The following is a 22069-nucleotide window of genomic DNA, read 5'->3' as shown; positions in this document are numbered from 1 at the left end:
TATAAACTTAATTTACTGACCACTCACTACTAATATCGCCAATGTCGTATTTGTCTTTATCCATCTGATCTTTCCAACCTTTTACTTTCTTAATATAACTTAACATTTTTATTCTTGCACTGTTTTCATTCATATAAAAAACATACATATGTTTCTTTAAAAAATTATTTAACTCAATATTAGTATATTGTTCTGTATTCTTGTTTTGTAATTCCATCACTTGTTTATTATATAATTCATTATTAATATAAAATTTATATTGACTGTGCTTTAATAAACCATTCAATATACCTATAAAATTATATACACTATCATAATCATTACATACATTTAATTCTGAAAACAAATTATATTCATCATATTGTACATTACCATAAAAGATAGAATAAAATTGTCTAGTAAAATTCTTTAATGACACCTCTAAAAATACTGCTGCAAATTGTTTATATTCATATGAAAATATAACGTAATTATTATTAATCCCTTTTAATATTATTTTATATTGTAGAAATACTTTTTCTATATCTTTTTTAAATCTTTTAATAAAATCAATATGATATACGTACGGAGCAACTTCCTTCTTTATTTCACCAGTTCTTTGTATGTACTCTAAAGTTGTATTCAATTTACTTTTTAATAAAAAATCAGCAATTTTTCTAGTACAAACATACTTATCATCTTTATGCGTATTATAGAACTGCTCACATTTCTTATAGAAATAATTAAATTCATTAACCCATTTTTTAAAAGTATTTACTTGTTTTTGAGGAATTTTACCATTTATATAAGAATTATAAATTCGCTTACTTAGTTTTAATATATTTGAAAACTCAATATCATAATTTTTAGGAAATAATATATCAAATTTCTCATATTTATGTTTCCAAATTAGGAATATAGATTTTCCATCAGGACATATACTATTAAAATATATAATTCTCTTCAATTTTTGAGGACTTGTTTTAGCATATTTAGCATATTGATCTACTGGAATGCCACTTAGTTTATCTTCTAAATTATCAAATCTATGAATACATCTTGTCCCAACTAATAACTCATTATGATTCGACTTGTTTCTTATAGTGAATTTTTCTTCTGATTTTCGATTTCCACATAACTGACAAGGCTCTTTTATTATTCCGTTATACCTTGTAGGTTTCCATTCAGTAGACATATTATTTTCTATTTCCTCTATAGCATCTCTAGTTTTAATTAATTGAAAAACTTCAAAATCTATATCTTTTATCTTTTGTAGATCTTTTTCTCTTATACTTTTGTCAAAACATTTTAATACTCTTTTTAAATTCCCTTTTTCATCACAAATGCTACTGTTCATAATTAAAATTCTCTCTTGCATAGTCATAACTACTTTATTATTCGCAATAGAATGCAACAAACACCATCTCCTCTAAACTTATATATTATTATACCACAAAATATAGTATATTAGGTACATACTTCTACCACATATAGTGATGATGTTCATTGATTTAAAAATACAATGCCATCAAATTCCATAACAAATATTATTTAATTCAAAACATATTGAACTTGGTCTTTATCTAATGTTGCAGTTGTACCATCCATATATGTTATATCAATTTGATTTATTTGAGCTTTAACAATTGTACTATTATACCATGCATTTTCCCATAATTTTTCATATCCCCATGTTTGACCTGGATTAATCGGCCCTGTAGCTTGCCCTTTAAAACTTGGTTCATGTCTTATAGTACATTCTTGTGGATCTCCAACTGCATTATATGGTACAACTTCAAATTTTGCATATTTTACAACTTTATTTGAGGTATTTGTCCAAACTATGTGTAAATCAACACCACTAGCAGTATTAGGTTCACTTGTATATATACTTGTTACATGAATTATACTTCTTGCATTATTTATAGCATCCTGTTTATCTTTTTGCTGCAATTGTGATTCATATTGACTTTTTAACTGTTTGGCTTGTGATTCCAATTCATTAACCTTTTTATTATCTGAGTTAATTTCCATAACTTGAGCCATACAATTAATTGCATCTTGGTATTCTGCTTTATTTGCTGAATCTTTTGCTTTGACTATTTGATCATTAATATATAAAGTTGCACTTTCATCAGCTTTAGTTTTAGCTTTATCATATCTTTTTTTATCTTCTGATATTACTTCTTTGAAACTATTATAAGCATTTAAATAATCTTTTTTATTAAAAAGACTCACTCCATTATTAAAGTTATCATATGAAGATTTCATATCATCACACAATTTTATCTTCTTTTTAATATCATTGCTATCCTTATATTTTAAAGCAGCTTGATAATATCCTTTAGCTTTAATAAATTGATCTGATTTATAATAGCTTTCAGCTTGTGTAATATTATTATCGAAGTTTCTATTATCAGCATATACTTTATATTGATAACCTCCAAATACTGCAATAAAAATTATAATAACTACTGCAAAAATTAAAATCTTATGCCTTTTTAAAAGCATATTAATTTTCTCCATATTAATAAAATCCCCCTTCTGGTTCTATATATTATTTAAAAACTTCATAAGGTGCATACCAATCTTGTCCGTTAGAATCCTCTATTTCTACCACAATACCCAATTTAACTATTGTTATATTAGATCCTTTAGGAATAACCTTTGCTTCTCCTTTATTCTCCATATTTTCAATCGCTTGCTCATTTTTATTTTGTAAATAATTAATCATTTTATCTACATTATCTTTTGACGAACATACTGAAGCATCCTCTGATAATGTGATTTCTTCACCTTCTTTAAAATCTGTGGACTTATTAGTTGTTGCACTATTGTCAGGTTTAGAAGTACTATCATTATCTTGTTGTGTACTGTTATTATCAGTTTGTGTACCTATTTGAGAGGTACTATCATTATCTTGATTAGTACTTGTACTACTATTATCATTTTGAGTATCCACTTGAGATGTAGATATAGTGTCTTTACTAGATTGTAATTTATGAGCAATTACTGGTGCAAATGCTGTACCTATAATAATTAATATTATTACGATATAAGCTTTATTAGTTCTTTTCATAAAATATAATCCCCCTCATATATTTATGTCTATTCACAATTTATTCATATATTATTAGTATTCTACAAATTTACGACTAAATCCTTCTAAAACATATGATTACATACAATTTTTACTTAAAATGTTTTTGAATTATCTTTTTGGTATTTATGATATTAATAAATTTATCCTTTTTAAAAATCCAACTCTCAATTTATTAACTCTTTATGAAAGTGGAACGCCTTACTTGGCGTGGAAACTTGAATAAAGATTAATAAATTGAAAAAGGTCTTTGACTATAAACTTAATATGTAAGAGGTTCGGGACTTTTGCAAGTCCCTCATAAATTTGATATGGGTTTGCTTAGTCGCAACCCAATCAAATTTAGTGTTTATTAGATTTTTTGATTTATTAGAATATCAAAAGTTGGCACTTTTTTAAAACTCTATATAATATATTATTTTTATTTATATAAGGTTTTGAAAAAGTGCCAACTTTTTTATAATTTTAAGTAATCTCTTATATCTTTCGTCTTTAGATCCAATAACATATTACATATATAATTAGCATACTGCATATAATTTTCATTTAATCTTTCTAGCACAAACTCTTCCCAAAATGGACTAGGTTGTCCAATATAAGGATTACCTTCTACATATTTATCTTTTCTTTTTTGCATTTTCATAAGAGTTCTTTCTTTAAATAATTTATTTAATTCTTCTCTTAACTGTTGAATATCATGTTTTTCATCTGGTATATTATCTTTATTTATAGTTATCTTATATCCAATATAAAGCACATCTAAATTATCTATTTTATCCATTGCTAAATTATTTATTTTATCATAATATCTTTTCCTTAATTTATCATTATACTGTAGTTTGTTTTTGTTATCTATTTGCATATCTTTTAATACTTGCTGTTCTATATTTTCGATAATTTGAATTTCTTCCTCTGTTGCTCTTCTAACTTCATATTGATAAGAAAGTAAATAAGTTTCTTCAAAAATAATATATTTTAAAGAATATAATCTTTGTAAAGATTTTCTAATAATATCTTTTAATGAACCTTTGCAAAAACTAAAAAAATCAAAACCTGCTGTTGAATTTAATTCTGTATCTTTAGTAGAATATTTAAAAAAATTATGTTTATTACTAAATGCAGAACTATAATTTCTATTAATCAATCCTGCTTGTACTGCTAATTGATTTGTAGTTTTATATATTATTGCATTACTTGTATTTTTAAAATAATCAGATAATATTATATCTACAGAACCACCATAAATACAATTATTTCTACTGTTTTTATTTTTACCACTATGCCCTTTTCTATTATCAATTTTTTCTTTTGGAGTATCATATATTTCATCAATAATAAATTTATTACCAATTTTATGATATTTAAAATATCTACTCCAATCTTGCAATTGTAATTTTTTTGATTTACCATTTTTAATTTTTTCTTCTAATATTATACATAATACTTTATAATTCTTATATTCTTTATTTAATTCTAATTTGCTTGTATTCATATTTTTTATCCTTTCTAATTTGCTTTAAATTCTTTTTTTAACATCAATAATTTATGTAATGCCAAATCAAATTTATCATTTTTTTCAAAACTATATACCAATCTCCCTGTATCATCTGTAAATTTATAAAATCTCAATCCTAAAAAACTCAATGCCATTGCTAAATATTTATTGTCTATATTTGTATATTTTTTACTTTCTTTCATTATAATTCCTCCTACTATACTCATTTAATTAAAAAAGATACACAATTTTCATGTGTATCTTCTAATCTAAATTTAATAACTAATTTTTACATAAGTTCTTTGTGTCCATGCTTTAGTAAAGATTTGTTTTCCTTCTGCTTCTAGTTGTTTTTTAATTCTCTTATATCCATCGTAATGTAATCCTATGTTTTCATATGTATGTACCAATTCAAACTTATTTTTTGGTAAAATAAAAGGCATGTTAAATATTTCTTCTAAAGACTTTAAATCAATCTTAGTTTCTAACACACCATTTTCTATGTATATTTTTTCATGTAAGTTATATTTTTTTATTAGATCATAAAATTCTTCTTGACTATGTTCTTCACATAATGCATAGAGTTCTGGTAACTCTAGTATGTCCACTAAATAATATTTGCAATTATTTTTATTAAATGAATACATTTTAAAAGTTGTATCTACTGCCAAAAGTATCATCATTGCTTCCTCACTTAACATACTAATATCTAAGTTATAATAGCTAATTATTTGCAGCAAAGTCGAACCTGCATATTTTGCAGTATAGTTATTTAGATTTATTTTTTCTATATTATTGATATTAGATGCATTAAGATTATTCTTACTACAAGTACAATGATTTCCCCATACTCTATATCCAGGTTTAACTATATCCATATCAACTCCTACCAGTATAGTTCCATCATAAATATAATTATCACCTTGATATAGTCCATCAAAATCATAATAGTGTGTAACTTTATAACCTAATATTTTTTCCAGTAAAAGACAACTAAAAAATGAGTCCAAATCATCACTCATTGTCATATAATATTTCTTTCCATCTCGTGTCCACTCAGGGTATTTTTGTTTGTATTCTTTATCCATATATTTGTTGGGAATTTAAAACTTAATTCTCCAACTCTTCTACTACATTTACTTATTTTATATCACTACTTTAATCTTTTATTCAATAATATACCCATTGTATTAATAGGTTTTTAACACTCTAATTCTCTCCATAATAAGAAGAATTAGAGTTTATGGTTTGTTGTTTCCCATTATTTCACACCTTTCTATTTTTTAGCATTTTTAAGTTTTCTGTTAGTATTAATTTTTATTTTTAATTTATGCTCTTCAGATTTTGTATGTTTTTTATGCTGAGAGTCTTTTATTATTTCATTACTTTTTTTCTTAAATTCTTTCATCATCAAATTAAATTTTTCTTCCTTACTTATTGGCTTTTTTACTTGAGTTTTTATCTGTTTCATGTCCCTGAATTTCTTCAATCTTTTCAACCTTCTCTTTATCCTTATTATCTTGTTCAACTTCTTTGACATCATCTAATATTGCAGTAGTATCTTCTTTTTGCTTTTTCTTTGCTGTAGATACCGCATAAATAGCATTTATATATTTTTCATACTGTTCATGTGAAAAAGTATGTTTCCTATTTTCAATCTGAGATATATAATTTTTTGAAACTCCCATATAATCTCCAATATCCTTCTGTGACAAATTATGTAATTGGCGTAAAAATTTCATTCTTTCTGGTGATAACATTTATTTTATTCCTCACTTTCTATTACTTTACTTATTCTATATAATATTTGATTATTTTTTTGAAACTGTATGTTGTCTTGATTTATTTGCTTGTATAATTTTTGTATCATGTCTTCTTGTTTTTGTATTAAATTTACATAGCCATCTACAATTTGTTGTACTTCTTCTCTTGTAAATAAATCTTTTTTCATACAAAACGCTCCTTAATTAATTGATTTATGTTAACAAAATCACTAAAAAAAGTAAGAACCTACACTAAATAAGAGTAAATAATAAAAATAAGGTAAAAATATATAATATACTTTACCCTGTTCCTGTTATTTATTCTTATTTAACATAAATTCTTACTTCTTAAATATGTATAAATTAATTATGCTATGGTCTTTTTAAGCATAATTATTCCATCTGTAAGCATTTTAACTGCGTACATATACGAACCCACAATATCAGAACAATGAAGTTTTTCTTCACGTTCTTCTACTATGTTTATTGCCTTCTTTTCCTTATAACCAAGTGCATCTTTCTTTATAATGAATGATTTACACTCATTTGTAGTAGAATCAAAAGTACCATGATTACTATGAAAAACTGGTATTCCCCTAAAATAACCAATCATACCATTTCTAACTATACCATTTCCTGTCTGTGTAAATGTTTTATTCACATCAACAAATTCATCCATTGAATAGAAAGAACTATCTATTCTACTATTTACAACAATTCCTGCCATATCATCCACATCAGCATCATCACCATAATTAGCTAATGCAGTATCTAATTCTGCTGCTGTTATAGCTGTCGCACTTGCTGTAGCAGTTTTAAGATCTGTAGTTGAAGCTTCTGTGCATAAATCTGTATCTAATGCCCTCGCAAATACTACAGCTTGTTGGCTTGAAGCTTCTTCTAACTGATTACCAATTTCGGTAACACTATCATAGTCATAGCATCTAACAATTTTATCAATGAATTTAATTTTTGCAGTAGAATCATCCTGATCTAATGTTTCTATTGCAGATTGAGTACCTTTAACAACTTCTGTTGCATCTCCTATTATTTTCCATTTAGGAAAATGTATTGTATCTCCCTGTTGTGCAAATTCTGGTAAATCACCTATAGGTGTTGCAAGTAAAGCAACCCTTATTTTACCTAAAAATTTTTCTCTTACTATTTGGCTATATACTTGAGGTATTATAAGTGTCATAAAATATCATTTCCTTTCTTATTTAAAATTTTGATTATAATAAAAAAGCCACCTATCTTTTATAGATAAGTAACTTTTTATTTGCTTAATTTTTCGTATAATTCCTGATTTGTTTTGAATAAATTCATTCTGTCCATTAGTCCCATCTTTTGGAACTGTTCTTTAGTAATACTATCTTCTTTAGATTTATGGCTATCTGGTTTGAAGCCATTTTGAATTTGAGCATTATTGAATAATTCTTTTATTTCTGCCATAGAAGTTTCTAAATCCTCTGCACCTACTAAATATTTGCTTAGTTGTTTTGGTAGCCCCCTCTCTTCTAATTTATTGGAAATATTCATAACCTTCTCTTTCTGAGCAACTTCTTTTTCCTTGTCTTCCAACACTTTAAGACGTTTTTCCATTTCAATTTCACCATCAGATTTCTCTACTGGCTTGTACTTATTCAATTCGTCTGTAGCATCCTTTAATTTCTTACTATACTCAGTTCTTACTTTATCAGTTTCAGATTGAATACTTTTATTTAAGTCTTCTTGAGATACATAGTCCTTAAATCCTTCTTTAGCTTTTGAAACCTCTCCTGTAACATATTCTGTTATTTTTGCAGATTGTTCATCTGATAAACCTAATTCTTTAAAATCCATATTATTATCCATCCTTTCAAGTTCTTTGATATAAACCCTTATACAAGTTTTTATATCAAGCCCTTATTTATTTTAAATTTTTATTATTTACAATATCTGATTCTTGCTATATTAACCTTTTCTAGTAAATCGTATCCTTTTAAATTGCCATTCTTTATAGCCCACCTTGCTAATTTTTCAGCTTCATTCAAAGAAATTAAATCTTCTCCATTTATATGCTTAGTTTTAATCTCTAACTCATTATCATTGTTATCAATAAAAATTGCTTTATCTCCTTCAAAACTATATACACCATTATATTTTGCCATATTACATTTCTCCTTCATTATTCTTTTTTCTATCTAGGATTGATTGTAATTTAGCTAATTCTAATAATAAGTCATGTTTCTTTTTGGTGTCCTTTTCTTCAGAATATAATTGTTCTATTTTTGCTAATTTTTCTTCATCTGTAAGTTTTGCTTCCTCAACCTTATCTTTTAATTCTTTTGGAAGACTCTCGATACTTTTATTAATTTCATCATTTACCTTACTTATATCTTGCTTAAATTTATTTACCCTCTGGACTAAATTTATAAATTCATTATTAATCTGGTCAATAAAATTTATAAATAAATTATTTGGTGGCAAACTTAATAATGCTTTAAAATCCTGAAGTGATATATCCATTTCTACATTTGTAATTATGGGAATTACCTTATAAGTCAACTCATCATATTCAATTGCTTTTCTATTAATTGCAGCACTTACTTTATTCAGTATCTCCTTATTTAAAGCATGAAATTTAATTTTACCTTCTAGTGCTGTTGGTTCTACTATTTTGGATTGTTCCTTGCCTGATTCATCAACATAAAATTGTAGTTCCCTATCCTTGTTAAAATCACTTATTTTCAAAATTATTCCTCTCCTTCTCTGTTATTCATTTCATCTGAAATCTCTTGCAATTTTGATTGAATATTTTCGGCTTTTGCTGCGGCTTCAAGTATATTGTCTTGACAATGTTTAGCATCAAAAATATCTCTTATCATCTTATTTTGTTCATTACAAACATTATTTAGTTCATTAATAAAGTATTTTTGATTTTCAATTATGTCAAAATATAAATCCAGTTGGCTTTCAGTATACTTTTTCTTAAAAATATAATCATATAATTCATCTGTCGGCTTCTTTTTTAATTCTTCTTCTCTTGCTTTTCTTTTTTCTTCTAACTTCAAAATGTTCACTCTCCTTTTAATAATTTAATATAAATTTTGCTAATTTTTTAAATTTGCTTTTACCTATTTTCCTATTATCAGTAACTAAATGTGCGATATCAAATCTAGTTACCCCTTCTCCAGATTTATCAGCCATAAACTGATATGTAACACCTTTTTCTTTTTTCAAGTAAATTATTTTTTGTCTTATCATATCAATTATCTCATCATTCATCCTTCCTCTCTCCCTTGTGCTTAATTTTATTTATTAATATAGTAATATCAACCGTTCTAGCATTTTATTTAATTAATTTTAGCTTATTTTGTGCTAAAAAGAAAAAAGGAGAGTAAGTAATAAATGCTTACCCTCACTTCTTGTAATCAAAATTAAAGTATCATCATTTAATTATCATGATACTTACAACGTATAAATTCCCGTTGCCCAGTTAATTTCTCATTTGTTTTCGAGGAAGGGGGACTTGAACCCCTTGAAATTAACAAAGTTACCAATAAAATATGTCAATCATATAACACAATAAATTTAAAAATTGTTTTATAAACACTTGACATTATACATTAATAAAATGTATAATGTCGGTGAGATAGGGTGTACCTATCTTTTTCCTATAGTAAAATTTACAAGTGTATCATAAAATCATTATTATTAAATGACTTTATATGTTTTTACACATCAATTTATTTTAGGGTTCTTATTTAAATCTACTTCTGCATTCATTAATGTCTGTATATTTTTTGCTATTTCCATTTTTACTGAACTTATCTTTTTTAAATTCACAAATAATTTTTGAATAATCCTTACTAGGTTCTATAGTAACAATGTCTTCATGTTTTGTTATAACTTTTTTCAATATATTAGGGTATTTTCTAGCATCAATATCTGCTAACTTACACATATGTGTTTTAGTAATTGCATCTTTTTTATTTTTCTCGATTTCAAATTTAAAATTTCCTTTAAAAACCTTATTAAATTTACTTATAATATATAATGCTTTAAGAAGGTTTCTTTCATCTTTATTCCCTATATTTTTGAAAACATCTAATTCACTATCAAAAATTTCTACTTGTTTATCTTTTTCTTCATTCTTAAATATACTAATATAAATTTTATTCTTTTTATTATTGATCTTCTTAAGTTTTGATATTTTCTCTCTTCTATCTTCGTAAGTTAATTTAGATTTTTTTACTATAAGAGATTTTCCTTTTATCCTGCAAGATAGTTCACTACCAAAACAATTCCATAATAAAGACTTATCTAATTTATTAAAATCTTTATCTCTGTAAAAAGCAAATACAATAAAATCAAGTAACTTTTCTTTAATCAATTTTAATTCTTTATGTTCTAAAATATTCATCAGTTCCATCTTTGCATAAGTATAAAATATTTTATATCTATCATCATGTTCTTGTTTTATATCACTACTACAAAATATATTATTATTTTCCTGACTGTTATACTTAGATATTTCATCATATTCTTTCTTTAAATCTTTTAGCAAAGGTTTTATATATTTTGTGTATGACACGCTATTATCATATTTCTTATCTTTAAATTGCTCTGTATTTTTCTCACTATAGAAACAAGTAATATCTTCTGCTTTTTCTTCAAGCTGTTCTTCTTTATTCTTTTTTAATTCATCATCTATATTAGCTATTTCCTTTTCCATATAGTGACATAATCTATTCATTACACAATTGGTATCAGAAAATATAAACTTCTTATCTTCACCATACAGCTCTCTATTTTCATTCATTATTTTTTCTCTACTAACTTCATGGTTGTATATATATCTTTGAAAATATGGCTTTTGAATATCTTTTAAATATTCTTCAATTTCACAAGGGATAGTTGCAGCTTTACCAGTTTTCGCAAAATCTATTATTTTACTGCATACGACACTCATAATTTTAATATATCTTCTTACTTTAATTTTTTCATCATCATCTTTAGGAACTACACTCCATAACTTAGTTATTTTATTTACGGCTTTTCCTATATTATTGCTCATGCCCCTAATATCTGTATCTATTATTTCATCCATATCAGTTATTTTATGCATCTTATTGTCATCATTTTCTTGATCTTTTAATGATATTGGGACTATAGTATTTGTTTTTTGCTCTACTGAACATCTTACAAGAGTCTGGTCATTTGTACTAAGTACATGGTCGTTATCATAGTCAGCTCCCCCAATATGTAAAGCTAAACTATCATACATAGAAGTAACTATTCCTTCAGTCATATATTTATAATAATCATTAGGTTGATTTACAACGGTAACTGGAAAATGTTCATTGCTAACATGAGGAAACCTTATAACATCAATCTTCATATTTAATTCTTTAATTTTTCCATCTCTTAATTTTCTAAGTTTTTCTTTCATTGATAAATACTTATTGTAATCATATCCACATTTCATATTTTCTTTTTTACTATTTAATTTTTTAGCAAAGAAATTTATATATTCATCAACCCAATATTCCGAATATACTGTATTAGCTTTTAATCCACCTGTAACTTTTAATCCAAAAGCATATTGTGCTAGTGCAAATACATCTGGTATTAAAGTTTGATAATTACCTGGTACAAAAATACATCCTTTAAGTGTTCTTTTTTTAAAACCTTTTATATCATCCTTAATTTTTTGTTGGATATAATCATCATAAAATAAATCTTTGTTTTCATTTAATGCCTTATAATATGGAGGTATCCTTTTCTGACATATAAGTTCCCCTATTTCATTTTCTTGAGAATTAATTACACCTCTATACTTTAAAAATTCATTTACATCCGTACTTATTTTTTTAATCTTTTTAACTGTTCTACTGCACAAATTTTTAATATCATTATCTGATAATTCTAATGATTGAATTGGTTGATAACTCAATAAAGCTTCATGCTTTAAATTTTTTTCTGAATATTTAGATATATTAAATGTCCTTTTATATCCATGTAATTCCTTGTAAAAATTATCTTCCCATGTTTTAAAAGCTTTTTCTTCACCAAAATTTGCTTTATATTGCTTATAAAATTTAAATTGGCTTTTAGTCAGAATCATATTAATGTTATCTTTGAATAAATCCCATGTTTGTCCAAATACATCTTTAATTTCGCTTTTAAATTCCTTTGCAAACTTCTTTAAGTCAAAGGTATATACATCTCCTTTAATCCCTGGGATGGCTCTAAATTGCCAACTAGAAGGCAAGTAATCAAGTCCTATATCTTTCTTCCATTGTTCAGCTAAACTTACATCAACCAGTCCTGCACCATCAAAAGGAGTTATTTCAATCTTACTTTTTTCAGTACCTTCTTCAATTTCATAATTATCCTTATCCTTTTTACTTACTTTTTCTTTTTCCTTAACATAATCAAAAACTTCTTCTATTTTTCTTGTATAATCATCTATGACAACAAAATTGGGAGTTGTAACTGGTATACTATCCGTAGAAGCCATAGCATAGTAAGAATTATATTTACTAAATGCAGGATGTTCCATATCTTCTGGAAGACCACACAATAGAATTTCATTCGTCTTATCAAATAATTTTTCTCTTATAAATACTACTTTCTTATTCCTAACATTGCCCGAACTAGCCATTAATCTTTTAAATAATTCATTTTTATATTCTATATTTATATTATATTTGTATTTTTCTAAAGATTTATTGCTTATATGATTAAAGTCTTTGCTGCTAATTTTGCTATTAAATTTTTTATAATTTAGCTTTGGCTTTCGTGTAAATATTATATTAACCAATCCATAATTAGATTTTATAATATCTCTATATTTATCAATATTAACTGACATAGTAATTAGATCTTTAACATAAGTAAATCCATTCAAATCTTCACTATTTCTATCAGGTGCTAAAGTTTTAATAATTCTAATTGTTTCAGGTTCTTTTACCAAAGTCATTGATTTTCTTAACTTGTTTTCATTAATTCTGATTTCTACACCTATTTGCTTTCCTTCTTTGTTAACCATTCTCTTACAATTCTTTAGTTTCAATCTTAAAATTTTATACATTTTATCTTCTGCCATTCATTATCCCCCTTTAAATTTTTTAACCCATTTTTATAATAAGATTCAGGAAGGACAAGATAGTTTGTCCTCCTATAGCCACTATTTATTCATAAAACTATCTTGTGATTTCCATATAGCCATTAAATCAAATTCATTTTCATTTGCATCTTTATTTTCAACTTTTTCTTCGGTTATAAAATCATCAGCATTAAACTTATCACCAGTTTGAGTAGATTTAGTTTCTTTTTGTGTATTATCGGTAACTATATTTTCACTAATCGGTGTACCTTTAGTAACATTATTGTGTGATTCTTGTGTCTTTTTCGTAACGTCTTTGTGTTTTTTACGTGAATTATTAGTAACTGCATTTACACTTTTATGTGTAGTATTAGTGCTATTTTCATGTACTTTTTTTGTAGTTTCCGTAACGAAATTTTGATATGCAGCATTTTTACTTTTAACATACTCATATAAAACCATCTTCATAACGTCCTGCTTATTGGACATATCTTTAAAATACTGATATATAGCATCATCAATAAATTTCCTTTCAGAAAAATACATATTAACTCTTCTATCATCAGCCATTATTATTCACCTGCTGCTATTTTATATTTAGTATCTAAAAACTTCTTAGAACCTCTTACGTTTGTAAATACTGGATCTTCCATTACTTTAATATTACCTTTTTCAAAATTAAGCCCTTGTGATTTAAATAATTCCATAGCACCACCTGTAAAATTAACATTGACACAAGTATCAAATTTTACAACCTTATTTGTTTCACTTAATACTTTTTTTAGATATTCCTTTAATAAACTTTTATCATGACTGCAAATCCCATCTTCTATTAATTGCTGTATATTAGATATGTTTACCGTTCTGTTATCAATCTTGTTTATAAGCTTGTCATAATATTCAAAAGTACCTAAATCATCAATTGTATCTACAGTAAGAATACGATTTTTTCTTGCTTTTATGACATTTATCGTTTTTGAGCCCACGTCACAGATACTTTGCATCCCAACATGATTTTCAATTAACGGTAAACTTGCAACCCCTTCCAAAAACATTTCTACATTCTTTATATTTATAATTACAGTATTTTCATTATTGTTAATTCTATAGCTACACATATAGCTATCTTTTTCCTTTATTTTGTTAATATATTCTTGCGTTTCATTAGCTTGGTTAATTGGTGTAAGCATAGATAAATTTACATCAACTTCGTCTGCATCTATTTCATCTAAAAATAAAGCTCTGCAAATCAAATAGTAAAGAGTTGGTATGAAATTTTTATCCTTCTTAGATTGGCTTTCTTCAAACTTATCATCATCATTAGCTATAACATAATATCCTTGTTCATCACTTAATTGAATGTAATCATTATCTGCTAATTTATTAACTTGTCTTTCTTTTCTTACTTTATTTACAAAACTAAGAACCTTATCATCTATACTTCCCTTTGCATAGTTATTTCCAATATCTGCACTTATATTTTTAATTATTTTTTTATTTTCCATATTTACTCCACCTTCCTTTAATCTTGAATAAATTTTGCTTGATATTTCTTCATCACTTAAACCTTCATCTATCATTTGTTTTGCTATATGGATAATTTTATCATCTACATTCATCCATACTGGTTCTGTGGTTGTATTAATATTTACTTGACTCAAATCAATTTGCAAGTTCCCTTTTTCATTTTTATCTTTGTCAAGCTTTTTAAATCTCCAACTTATATTGCTATCAATTCCATATTCTTTAGTTATACTTATTGCAGTTTTTCCCATATTTTCAGTTTTTTCTAAAACCGTTGAAAATCTGACACCTGAAATGAAATAACGATTCTGAAAATAAAAATTCTTATTTCGCCCCATATAAAATCCTCCTCTATACTCTCTAATAATTTTTAATTTTATTGCAGTAAGGAACTGAAGTTACCTTACAATCCCTACTGCATCTTGAATAACATTTTCTTTTTTATTTGTCACATTTTCCCTTTACTTTTTTATATAAGTTATAGCATTTTTCAAGTATTTGTATTAGCTCAGTTTTTTTTAATTTCATACCTTGAGTTTTATTTTCGAAAATAATATCTCCAAAAATATTTCCTTCATCATCTGAAATTACTTGGGTATCAAGAATAGTTAAAACTATATTTTCTTTTGTAAGTGGCATTTCATAAGGAAATAAGTTAACATGATTTATTTTATTTTTATCAAAAGTAAAATAATAAGGTTCATCATTTAATCCACTATACTGTCTATATATTTTTATTTCTTCTTTCTCTGTATCAAAATTTTTTAAACTTTCCATAATAAAAATCTCCTATTTTTTATATTAATCATTGATATATATAGCATCTAATAAGATACTTTCTTTTTGGTATAAAGTATCTTTAATTTTTTCTAATGTATCATTTGTTATTTTTTTATTCAAAGAATAATTAACTGTATTTATTGCATCATACCATGCAGTATAAGAATCCCAATATTCATTATCACAATCCACTAAGTCATATACTATTTTAGTTACTGCATTATCGAAATCCATTTCTTCCCATTCTTCGAGGTTGTGTTCCTCATTCCATTCTTTTCTTTCAGAATCTCTAATTTTAAGTATTAATGTATTTTTCATACTCTTTCTCCTTCTCTTCCTCCTTAAATTTCCTTAATATTTTTTAAAATTTTGTGGTTTAAATTTAATCAATTGTGTATAATATAAATAGATTTAAAACTTTTATATAGTAGAAGTTAGGTCTGCCAACTTAACATCTACATTAATAATTACATATTTTTATTGAGGGTATGGTATTTTTCCATGCCTTTTCGTTTTTATCTTCATAACCTTTCACCACCTTCTTCATCACTCCATGTTTTACTTTCCTTATTATATTCTTTTATATCTTTAGCAATTTTTCTAACAAATTTCTCGGAATCAAAAATTTTTCCATAAGCAAGTTGTACACCCATTAATACTCTTTTTATAGTGTTATTATCTATATCTGCATTATTCACTAATTTTAAAAACCTTTCATATAATTCCAATATTTCATTAGCGTTACCTAATCCATAATCCCTATATTCATCATTATTTTCTTCAAATTGCCTATCCATTGAATCTTTTATGGCTATTAAAAGTTTTTTTTGATTCAAATTGTAACTATTTAAGCTAAAATCAAATAATGCACCTTCATCTATACTAGTTTGTGTTACAGTTATTTCTTCTCCTGTGTCTGGATCTGTAATTGTGTCCTCATATTGATATTCATAATTTTTAAGTTCACTATTCAATTTTATATTTTGAATTTCCATTCTATCTATTTCATCCAGTTCCTTTTGAAAATATTTTTGTGGAATATTAAATATTTTTGAAAGTTGATTTAATCTTTTATCTGATATAGGGATCTTTCGTTTTTCCCATTTAGATACTGTTTGCTTTGTTATATTTAGATTATGTGCTAATTCATCCATAGACATATTATATAATTTTCTAATGAAGTAAAGTCCTATCATAATATACTCACATCATTTCTCTTATAATTATAGGTTACTTTTGTCAACCTGTAATTATATATTACATCGTTGAGTTACTTTTGTCAACTAAATTTTTGCTTTCAATAATTAAATTATTCTATTTTCCTATCTTTTCCTCTCTCTATTCAATTTTAAGTAAAAAAAGTGCTATTATATAGAGATAATATAAATAGTTTAACTAATAGAATTAACATCAAATTAATTCTAATCACGAAACTATTCTATTTTTCTCTATGTAATAGCACTTACGACTATAAAAACGCCACATGGCAATAATTTCTTTATTTACTTAACGGTTATTATTATATTACCTAATCATATCCATGTCAACACATTTTTTCTAATTTCTATCTTATTTTCATAAAATGCTACTACTTTAGCTTAATAACTATTATTTTGTCATATTGTTAGGTTTATTTATTTACAGTTATATCCATTTCAGTTCCACTTCTAAAAAATATGCTTACTCCACCAAGTAACGGGTTTTCATATATACAGTAAACGTCCTCTACATCTATAAAAGTATAAGGTTTTTCATCTATAGATGATAATTCCATTCTATAGTTACCTTTTATATCCTTAAATTCTCCTATCTCTAATCCATCCATAAATAATGGAATTGAAACCTCTCCAATTAGATCAATCATTACATCTTTACCTTCAAATTTTTTCAGTTGTTTTTTTAATTCTTTTCTATTAATCTCTGCTTGTACTTTCTGTGTTGCCTCATATACCTTTATATCCTTAAATTCATTTTTTTCATTTTCAGCATACTCTCTAACTTTATTCATCACTACATTCATTTAAATAATTCCTCCCCTTATAATTTAATTAACAGATTTTACAAAATTCTTCATAGGTTAGCGTATTACTACATACTCTTATAGGTATATTTCCCATTATAAAAGCTGTAAATACATGTTCACCTGGTAATGGCTTATAGTTCCAAGGTACAATTTCACCTAACTTGTCCTTCAGCTGCTCTCTTTTAACTTCAAGAATGTTACTCATATTATTTTCTCCTCTCCTAATATAATATTGTATTTTTTTATCTCCATAATTCTTTGAAACTATATAATCCATTTACTGTAGCTTGTTTATGCTTTATTTTACATTGTTGCATATATTCTAATAAAACATATATACTCATTTGGTTTTTGTGTACCTCCTTCAATTGATTTCCTATACCCAAATGTGATATAATCTAATTGCGACTTAGTATCTCACCTTCAGGTTAGGTACTTTTTTATTTATATAATTTTCTTACCTTTAATTTAATTATATTACTCCTACCGTAATAAGTCAAGAATTTTATTACTTTAAGCGTAACTTATTTACGAAATCTATTGATTTATTACTTATATATGGTATAATATATAGTATTATATAACTTATAAAATAGTTATTATTAGTACTTTATGGGAGGTAAGTATACTATGATTAAAATATACATAAGTGATCTGTTAGGAAAATATAAAAAGAATCAAGCATGGTTAGCACAGGAAACAGGCATAAGACCTGCTAGTATAAGCAATTTCTATTATGAGAAAGTTAAAAGAATAGAGTTAGATCAATTAGAAGCTATTTATAAAGCTTTCAAACAATTAGATAAGAATATCAAATTTACTGATATAATAAATATAGTTGATAATGAAGAAAAGGCAAAGGATTAAATCAATCCTGTTGCCTTTTTATTTTTCGATAAAGTTCTACTAAATAATATCCCATGGCTTTAGAAGTTCTAACTCTCTCTTTAAGTATATTCATAACTTTTCTTATTATATCATTATCTTTATTATAATAGTAATATTGAGTAAATACTTCTGCTATAAATTCATATATATTTTTATTAGCATATATAGATACATTTGAAGTCACTTCATAATTTTTAAGATTTATATATATATCTTGCATATTCTCATTTTTGTTTAAATCATATTGATATGCTATAGCATGTCCAAATTCGTGTATAGTATTCTCTTTCCAATCGCCTAACGATGCTTGATTAAAAATTATCTTTTGTTCTTTTGCATAATATATAGCACAATATCCTAAATCGTAATACCTATTTCCATTTTGATCAAACTCTTTCGTTATTTTAATATTATTATATTTATTGAGTTCATTTAATAGAAATTTTTTAGTTTCTATTTTAGCATTTTCATCATTACCATACACATCTGATAATTTATCACTGGCAAGAGTGTTTTTAAGATTGTTTATACAAACTTTATTACTAATTTTATCATAAGAATAACAATCTCCAATTTCTTTGATTACAACATCTGGATATAAATTATGCAAATCATTAAATATTAAAGTTATTTCTTTTACAATATCAAATCTTAATGATTCTTCTAGCCAATAAGACTGTATATTTTGACTTTTATAATATTCGTTTATATCATCTAAACTACTAAGTTTCATTACCTATCACTCTCCCTTCTTTTGTAAGCATTCTACAAATTAAGGTAAATTCCTCTATTTAATACTAATTAATACTAAATAATTTTATTTATTATTTATATTAAAATATCAATTTTATTAATCGACTATTTGTACTTATATTTAAGTAATTTCAGTACATAATAAATATAGAGGTGGATTTTATGATAGATAAATATCTAGTATCTAATTGCCTATTTATAATTGATGAATTCAATTATAGATTTAAAGGGAAAGACAATACTATTAACAAAGCTGATTTAAAAATTTTAGCTGATAAAGAATTTAATGAGTCTGATATAGCTATAAGATTAGGATACCCGTTTAAACATATGGCTCATTTTAACTTTCAAGGTAAAGCTTGTGATATTGTTGTAAAATCAAGAGATTTTATAATTGAAGTTAAATATTTAAGAAATTTTAAAGCAAAAACTAAAGGACAGTCTTTTTCCAATAAATTAATATGGCAAGATGCTTTTCAAAAAAATTATGATTGGTTATGTGATGAAATAAAAAATGGAAAAAAAGGACACAGAGCTTTTGTTTTAGGTTGGTTCAATGCAGTAGAAAGGTTTAGTGAAATTATGCAATTAGGCACAGGTGCTGGACAATTTCCTGATATAAATAATGAAAGATTAAGACTTTTCCCATTTTTAAATCATAAAGCAAATAGTTCTAAAACAAAAGATATATTTTATATGTATAAAAAAGCTTATGAACCATTACCTATACAAATAATAGGTTATGACAAAGATGTTGTAAATTGTATGTTTCTCGGAAACCAAGATGATACTTTTCATTTTGCTATGTACTGGTAAATATTTATTTTTTATAGTTCTAATTGGTTCAATATATTATTAGTTTTTAATTCTTTTATTGTATTTATTTTTAGATAATTCATGTCATTTAAGATTTGTTATTAATTACATATTAGAAATTTGATATTTGGCATATTGAACTGAGTAGTATAAATAATTATATATAAATTAGAATTGTATAAGAAAAAATAGGTTATTTTTGGAAAATAATCTCTCTGAAAATTACTTTACAAAAATAACCATATAAAAAAGGGCAATTTTAATAAACCAAAATTTTGATATTTTTAATTTTTGGGTATATAATATAAGTAACATGATAAATATTTGATTTTCGTCTTTTTAGTATAAGTCCTTTTTAATATCCTGCCAAGATATTTAAGGGACTTTTACTTTTATTCTATTAATTTTTCTGAATCATAATTTCCAGACAATAGTTGTTGTTCTAATTCTTTAAAATCATATTTACGTTGTGGAAAGCTATTAAATGCAGATTTTTTCTTGCTGCTATAAAAGCTCTTTTTAGTATTTTTAACTTTTTTAGCTACCTCTTCTACTTTCTTAGTTATCTTCTTTCCTATTATTTTATATAGATTTGAAATAGAACCACGTCTTTTTATAACAATCAAACCTTGTTCTTTTAATTCATAAAGTCCTCTCTGTATTGTGCGTATGCTTTTATGGAGCATATTAGCCAAATAACACTCTGATGGGTAACAGTAGTCCTTTTCCCCATAAGCCATGGATAAAAGAGCAGAATACACTCTATATGCATTATTTGAAATGTTAGAGGTAATAATATTATTAGATATAATTGTATAACCTTGCATTACCTATTACCTCCTTTATTCAATGTCAACCTTTTATGACTCAACACATCTAAAGGATTATATTTATTAATATCTTCTTTCATCTCAAGGGGTAATAAGTTAATATATCTCTCAGTCATTCTAATATCAGCATGTCCTAATAATTTTTGAAGTAAATATATATTATTATTTCCATTTTTAATAAACAATGTAGCAAAAGTATTACGGAATGTGTTTATGCCTTTCATAGCTACATTCCTACGCTTACAGAAGCCATTAATAGTTTCGTGAAGTGTGTCATACTTCATTTTCTTTTTATCTAATTTAGGAAATAATAAATTGTCTGGTTCTAAATCCAATAATTCTACATATTCTCTTAATACATATTCTAGTGTAGGACTTAGGGGTACTGTTATTTGCTTATGTGCTTTCATGTGTCTAAATAAGATACTTTTTTCTTGAAAATTCACATCCTTAACTAACACATTTAATAAAGTTTCACTTCTTGCTCCAGTAGCTAATAAAAAATTTATAGTTACCCATGATTTATACTCTCCCACAAGGCAGGTTTTCAGATTTGGTTTCTTCAGTAATTTAATTAATTCTTCTTCTGTATAAATATCCTTTTTCTTTTGAGTTATTGTTGGAATTTTAACTTCAAATTTTTTAAGATAATGATGATTAAAGCAATACGTTAAAAATGCTTTTGATTTAATAACAAAGGTTTGATAATAATTACCTGCATAACCCGCTTTTCTCATAGATATTATATGTTCTTCTAATTTATGTTTTGTAAAAGTAGTTATACTATCATCTACATTTACTATTTTAGGAAGTGAATACCTAAAGAATTGCTTTTTTGACTCTATAGTTCCATGTGCCTGGCCTATAGAAATACAATGTTTTAAATATTTTTCATAAATTTCTCTAATGCTTCTATCCTGCTTTTTAACCACGTTTATCAGTTTTTTAACACCCATTTTTACTCCATCCCTTATACACAAATTTTAATATTTAGATGTATGGAGTAATTAAATTTTATTAATTTT

28 protein-coding genes are annotated in these 22069 nt (G+C 25.4%); 2 read left to right on the top strand and 26 right to left on the bottom strand.

Translation table 11 applies throughout. The annotated features are described in order from the left end of the window. Nucleotides 1–7 precede the first annotated feature (7 nt). The 23 genes from CLJU_RS08245 to CLJU_RS08135 all read right to left on the bottom strand — a co-directional run bounded on the left by CLJU_RS08245 (nt 8) and on the right by CLJU_RS08135 (nt 17962). On the bottom strand, nt 8–1396 hold the full coding sequence (locus CLJU_RS08245) for a hypothetical protein (RefSeq protein WP_013238341.1): 1389 nt from the start codon (nt 1394–1396) through the stop codon (nt 8–10). A gap of 134 nt (nt 1397–1530) precedes the next feature. Further along, entirely contained in the window at nt 1531–2505 is a 975-nt protein-coding gene (locus CLJU_RS08240; RefSeq protein WP_013238340.1) for a hypothetical protein, read from the bottom strand. Between the two features lie 31 nt (nt 2506–2536). Further along, the gene (locus CLJU_RS08235; protein WP_013238339.1) at nt 2537–3058 is read right to left on the bottom strand and encodes a hypothetical protein; all 522 of its coding nucleotides are present in this window, start codon (nt 3056–3058) and stop codon (nt 2537–2539) included. A 478-nt stretch (nt 3059–3536) separates the two neighbouring features. Then, nucleotides 3537–4571, bottom strand: a complete 1035-nt coding sequence (locus CLJU_RS08230) for a hypothetical protein (protein ID WP_013238338.1) — start codon at nt 4569–4571, stop codon at nt 3537–3539. A 14-nt stretch (nt 4572–4585) separates the two neighbouring features. After that, nucleotides 4586–4777, bottom strand: coding sequence for a hypothetical protein (locus tag CLJU_RS08225; RefSeq protein ID WP_013238337.1), 192 nt, complete (start codon nt 4775–4777; stop codon nt 4586–4588). A gap of 72 nt (nt 4778–4849) precedes the next feature. Further along, nucleotides 4850–5602, bottom strand: coding sequence for a hypothetical protein (locus tag CLJU_RS08220; protein WP_156496175.1), 753 nt, complete (start codon nt 5600–5602; stop codon nt 4850–4852). A 248-nt stretch (nt 5603–5850) separates the two neighbouring features. Continuing rightward, nucleotides 5851–5988, bottom strand: coding sequence for a hypothetical protein (locus CLJU_RS08215; RefSeq protein WP_156496174.1), 138 nt, complete (start codon nt 5986–5988; stop codon nt 5851–5853). 16 nt (nt 5989–6004) lie between these two features. Next, on the bottom strand, nt 6005–6334 hold the full coding sequence (locus CLJU_RS08210; protein ID WP_013238335.1) for a helix-turn-helix domain-containing protein: 330 nt from the start codon (nt 6332–6334) through the stop codon (nt 6005–6007). 5 nt (nt 6335–6339) lie between these two features. Continuing rightward, the gene (locus tag CLJU_RS08205; RefSeq protein ID WP_013238334.1) at nt 6340–6525 is read right to left on the bottom strand and encodes a hypothetical protein; all 186 of its coding nucleotides are present in this window, start codon (nt 6523–6525) and stop codon (nt 6340–6342) included. Between the two features lie 179 nt (nt 6526–6704). Continuing rightward, a complete protein-coding gene (locus CLJU_RS08200) occupies nt 6705–7535 on the bottom strand; it encodes a hypothetical protein (RefSeq protein WP_013238333.1) in 831 nt (276 codons plus the stop codon). Nucleotides 7536–7612: 77 nt separating this feature from the next. Next, nucleotides 7613–8179: a capsid assembly scaffolding protein Gp46 family protein gene (locus tag CLJU_RS08195; RefSeq protein WP_013238332.1), complete on the bottom strand. Its 567-nt coding sequence runs from the start codon at nt 8177–8179 to the stop codon at nt 7613–7615. 83 nt (nt 8180–8262) lie between these two features. Beyond that, nucleotides 8263–8487, bottom strand: coding sequence for a hypothetical protein (locus CLJU_RS08190; protein ID WP_013238331.1), 225 nt, complete (start codon nt 8485–8487; stop codon nt 8263–8265). Nucleotide 8488: 1 nt separating this feature from the next. Then, nucleotides 8489–9070 (bottom strand): hypothetical protein, encoded by a 582-nt coding sequence (locus CLJU_RS08185; RefSeq protein ID WP_013238330.1) that lies wholly within the window; start codon nt 9068–9070, stop codon nt 8489–8491. Nucleotides 9071–9072: 2 nt separating this feature from the next. Then, nucleotides 9073–9390, bottom strand: a complete 318-nt coding sequence (locus CLJU_RS08180) for a hypothetical protein (RefSeq protein ID WP_013238329.1) — start codon at nt 9388–9390, stop codon at nt 9073–9075. Nucleotides 9391–9406: 16 nt separating this feature from the next. Then, nucleotides 9407–9604 carry a hypothetical protein gene (locus CLJU_RS08175; protein WP_013238328.1) on the bottom strand — a complete coding sequence of 66 codons (198 nt, stop codon included), beginning with the start codon at nt 9602–9604 and terminating at the stop codon, nt 9407–9409. Between the two features lie 475 nt (nt 9605–10079). After that, nucleotides 10080–13430 carry a hypothetical protein gene (locus tag CLJU_RS08170; RefSeq protein WP_013238327.1) on the bottom strand — a complete coding sequence of 1117 codons (3351 nt, stop codon included), beginning with the start codon at nt 13428–13430 and terminating at the stop codon, nt 10080–10082. Nucleotides 13431–13511: 81 nt separating this feature from the next. Continuing rightward, a complete protein-coding gene (locus CLJU_RS08165; protein WP_013238326.1) occupies nt 13512–14000 on the bottom strand; it encodes a hypothetical protein in 489 nt (162 codons plus the stop codon). A gap of 2 nt (nt 14001–14002) precedes the next feature. Next, complete coding sequence (locus tag CLJU_RS08160) at nt 14003–15292, bottom strand: ParM/StbA family protein (RefSeq protein ID WP_013238325.1); 1290 nt, start codon at nt 15290–15292, stop codon at nt 14003–14005. 103 nt (nt 15293–15395) lie between these two features. Next, nucleotides 15396–15731, bottom strand: coding sequence for a hypothetical protein (locus CLJU_RS08155; RefSeq protein ID WP_013238324.1), 336 nt, complete (start codon nt 15729–15731; stop codon nt 15396–15398). Nucleotides 15732–15755: 24 nt separating this feature from the next. Continuing rightward, nucleotides 15756–16052: a hypothetical protein gene (locus CLJU_RS08150; protein WP_013238323.1), complete on the bottom strand. Its 297-nt coding sequence runs from the start codon at nt 16050–16052 to the stop codon at nt 15756–15758. Between the two features lie 203 nt (nt 16053–16255). Beyond that, the gene (locus CLJU_RS08145; protein WP_013238322.1) at nt 16256–16930 is read right to left on the bottom strand and encodes a helix-turn-helix domain-containing protein; all 675 of its coding nucleotides are present in this window, start codon (nt 16928–16930) and stop codon (nt 16256–16258) included. Nucleotides 16931–17364: 434 nt separating this feature from the next. Beyond that, the gene (locus CLJU_RS08140; protein WP_013238321.1) at nt 17365–17754 is read right to left on the bottom strand and encodes a hypothetical protein; all 390 of its coding nucleotides are present in this window, start codon (nt 17752–17754) and stop codon (nt 17365–17367) included. Between the two features lie 28 nt (nt 17755–17782). Beyond that, complete coding sequence (locus CLJU_RS08135; protein WP_013238320.1) at nt 17783–17962, bottom strand: hypothetical protein; 180 nt, start codon at nt 17960–17962, stop codon at nt 17783–17785. A gap of 425 nt (nt 17963–18387) precedes the next feature. On the opposite strand from CLJU_RS08135, the gene CLJU_RS08130 reads away from it, so the two are divergent. After that, on the top strand, nt 18388–18624 hold the full coding sequence (locus CLJU_RS08130) for a helix-turn-helix domain-containing protein (protein ID WP_013238319.1): 237 nt from the start codon (nt 18388–18390) through the stop codon (nt 18622–18624). A 1-nt stretch (nt 18625) separates the two neighbouring features. Here CLJU_RS08130 and CLJU_RS08125 read toward each other — a convergent pair whose 3' ends face one another. After that, on the bottom strand, nt 18626–19378 hold the full coding sequence (locus CLJU_RS08125; RefSeq protein ID WP_013238318.1) for a hypothetical protein: 753 nt from the start codon (nt 19376–19378) through the stop codon (nt 18626–18628). 182 nt (nt 19379–19560) lie between these two features. Here CLJU_RS08125 and CLJU_RS08120 point away from each other — a divergent pair, with 182 nt between their 5' ends. After that, a complete protein-coding gene (locus tag CLJU_RS08120) occupies nt 19561–20214 on the top strand; it encodes a hypothetical protein (protein ID WP_013238317.1) in 654 nt (217 codons plus the stop codon). Between the two features lie 392 nt (nt 20215–20606). On the opposite strand, the gene CLJU_RS08115 is transcribed toward CLJU_RS08120, so the two are convergent. Together CLJU_RS08115 and CLJU_RS08110 are read right to left on the bottom strand one after the other, a co-directional pair. After that, on the bottom strand, nt 20607–21041 hold the full coding sequence (locus CLJU_RS08115; RefSeq protein WP_013238316.1) for a helix-turn-helix domain-containing protein: 435 nt from the start codon (nt 21039–21041) through the stop codon (nt 20607–20609). Then, nucleotides 21041–22000 carry a tyrosine-type recombinase/integrase gene (locus CLJU_RS08110; protein ID WP_013238315.1) on the bottom strand — a complete coding sequence of 320 codons (960 nt, stop codon included), beginning with the start codon at nt 21998–22000 and terminating at the stop codon, nt 21041–21043. Before CLJU_RS08110 ends, CLJU_RS08115 begins: the two co-directional genes overlap by 1 nt. Nucleotides 22001–22069: the final 69 nt, after the last annotated feature.

The sequence above is a fragment of the Clostridium ljungdahlii DSM 13528 genome, assembly GCF_000143685.1.
GTDB lineage: Bacteria > Bacillota > Clostridia > Clostridiales > Clostridiaceae > Clostridium_B > Clostridium_B ljungdahlii.
The sequence above is the reverse complement of the archived record's forward strand: the minus strand, read 5'-3'. Positions and strand labels throughout refer to the sequence as shown.

Coding starts and splice junctions, on each gene's coding strand:
- CLJU_RS08240 (WP_013238340.1), bottom strand. CDS start 2,505: ATGGAGAAAATTAATATGCTTTTAAAAAGGCATAAGATTTTAATTTTT.
- CLJU_RS08235 (WP_013238339.1), bottom strand. CDS start 3,058: ATGAAAAGAACTAATAAAGCTTATATCGTAATAATATTAATTATTATA.
- CLJU_RS08230 (WP_013238338.1), bottom strand. CDS start 4,571: ATGAATACAAGCAAATTAGAATTAAATAAAGAATATAAGAATTATAAA.
- CLJU_RS08225 (WP_013238337.1), bottom strand. CDS start 4,777: ATGAAAGAAAGTAAAAAATATACAAATATAGACAATAAATATTTAGCA.
- CLJU_RS08220 (WP_156496175.1), bottom strand. CDS start 5,602: ATGACAATGAGTGATGATTTGGACTCATTTTTTAGTTGTCTTTTACTG.
- CLJU_RS08210 (WP_013238335.1), bottom strand. CDS start 6,334: ATGTTATCACCAGAAAGAATGAAATTTTTACGCCAATTACATAATTTG.
- CLJU_RS08205 (WP_013238334.1), bottom strand. CDS start 6,525: ATGAAAAAAGATTTATTTACAAGAGAAGAAGTACAACAAATTGTAGAT.
- CLJU_RS08200 (WP_013238333.1), bottom strand. CDS start 7,535: ATGACACTTATAATACCTCAAGTATATAGCCAAATAGTAAGAGAAAAA.
- CLJU_RS08195 (WP_013238332.1), bottom strand. CDS start 8,179: ATGGATTTTAAAGAATTAGGTTTATCAGATGAACAATCTGCAAAAATA.
- CLJU_RS08190 (WP_013238331.1), bottom strand. CDS start 8,487: ATGGCAAAATATAATGGTGTATATAGTTTTGAAGGAGATAAAGCAATT.
- CLJU_RS08175 (WP_013238328.1), bottom strand. CDS start 9,604: ATGAATGATGAGATAATTGATATGATAAGACAAAAAATAATTTACTTG.
- CLJU_RS08170 (WP_013238327.1), bottom strand. CDS start 13,430: ATGGCAGAAGATAAAATGTATAAAATTTTAAGATTGAAACTAAAGAAT.
- CLJU_RS08165 (WP_013238326.1), bottom strand. CDS start 14,000: ATGGCTGATGATAGAAGAGTTAATATGTATTTTTCTGAAAGGAAATTT.
- CLJU_RS08160 (WP_013238325.1), bottom strand. CDS start 15,292: ATGGGGCGAAATAAGAATTTTTATTTTCAGAATCGTTATTTCATTTCA.
- CLJU_RS08155 (WP_013238324.1), bottom strand. CDS start 15,731: ATGGAAAGTTTAAAAAATTTTGATACAGAGAAAGAAGAAATAAAAATA.
- CLJU_RS08150 (WP_013238323.1), bottom strand. CDS start 16,052: ATGAAAAATACATTAATACTTAAAATTAGAGATTCTGAAAGAAAAGAA.
- CLJU_RS08145 (WP_013238322.1), bottom strand. CDS start 16,930: ATGATAGGACTTTACTTCATTAGAAAATTATATAATATGTCTATGGAT.
- CLJU_RS08140 (WP_013238321.1), bottom strand. CDS start 17,754: ATGAATGTAGTGATGAATAAAGTTAGAGAGTATGCTGAAAATGAAAAA.
- CLJU_RS08135 (WP_013238320.1), bottom strand. CDS start 17,962: ATGAGTAACATTCTTGAAGTTAAAAGAGAGCAGCTGAAGGACAAGTTA.
- CLJU_RS08130 (WP_013238319.1), top strand. CDS start 18,388: ATGATTAAAATATACATAAGTGATCTGTTAGGAAAATATAAAAAGAAT.
- CLJU_RS08125 (WP_013238318.1), bottom strand. CDS start 19,378: ATGAAACTTAGTAGTTTAGATGATATAAACGAATATTATAAAAGTCAA.
- CLJU_RS08120 (WP_013238317.1), top strand. CDS start 19,561: ATGATAGATAAATATCTAGTATCTAATTGCCTATTTATAATTGATGAA.
- CLJU_RS08115 (WP_013238316.1), bottom strand. CDS start 21,041: ATGCAAGGTTATACAATTATATCTAATAATATTATTACCTCTAACATT.
- CLJU_RS08110 (WP_013238315.1), bottom strand. CDS start 22,000: ATGGGTGTTAAAAAACTGATAAACGTGGTTAAAAAGCAGGATAGAAGC.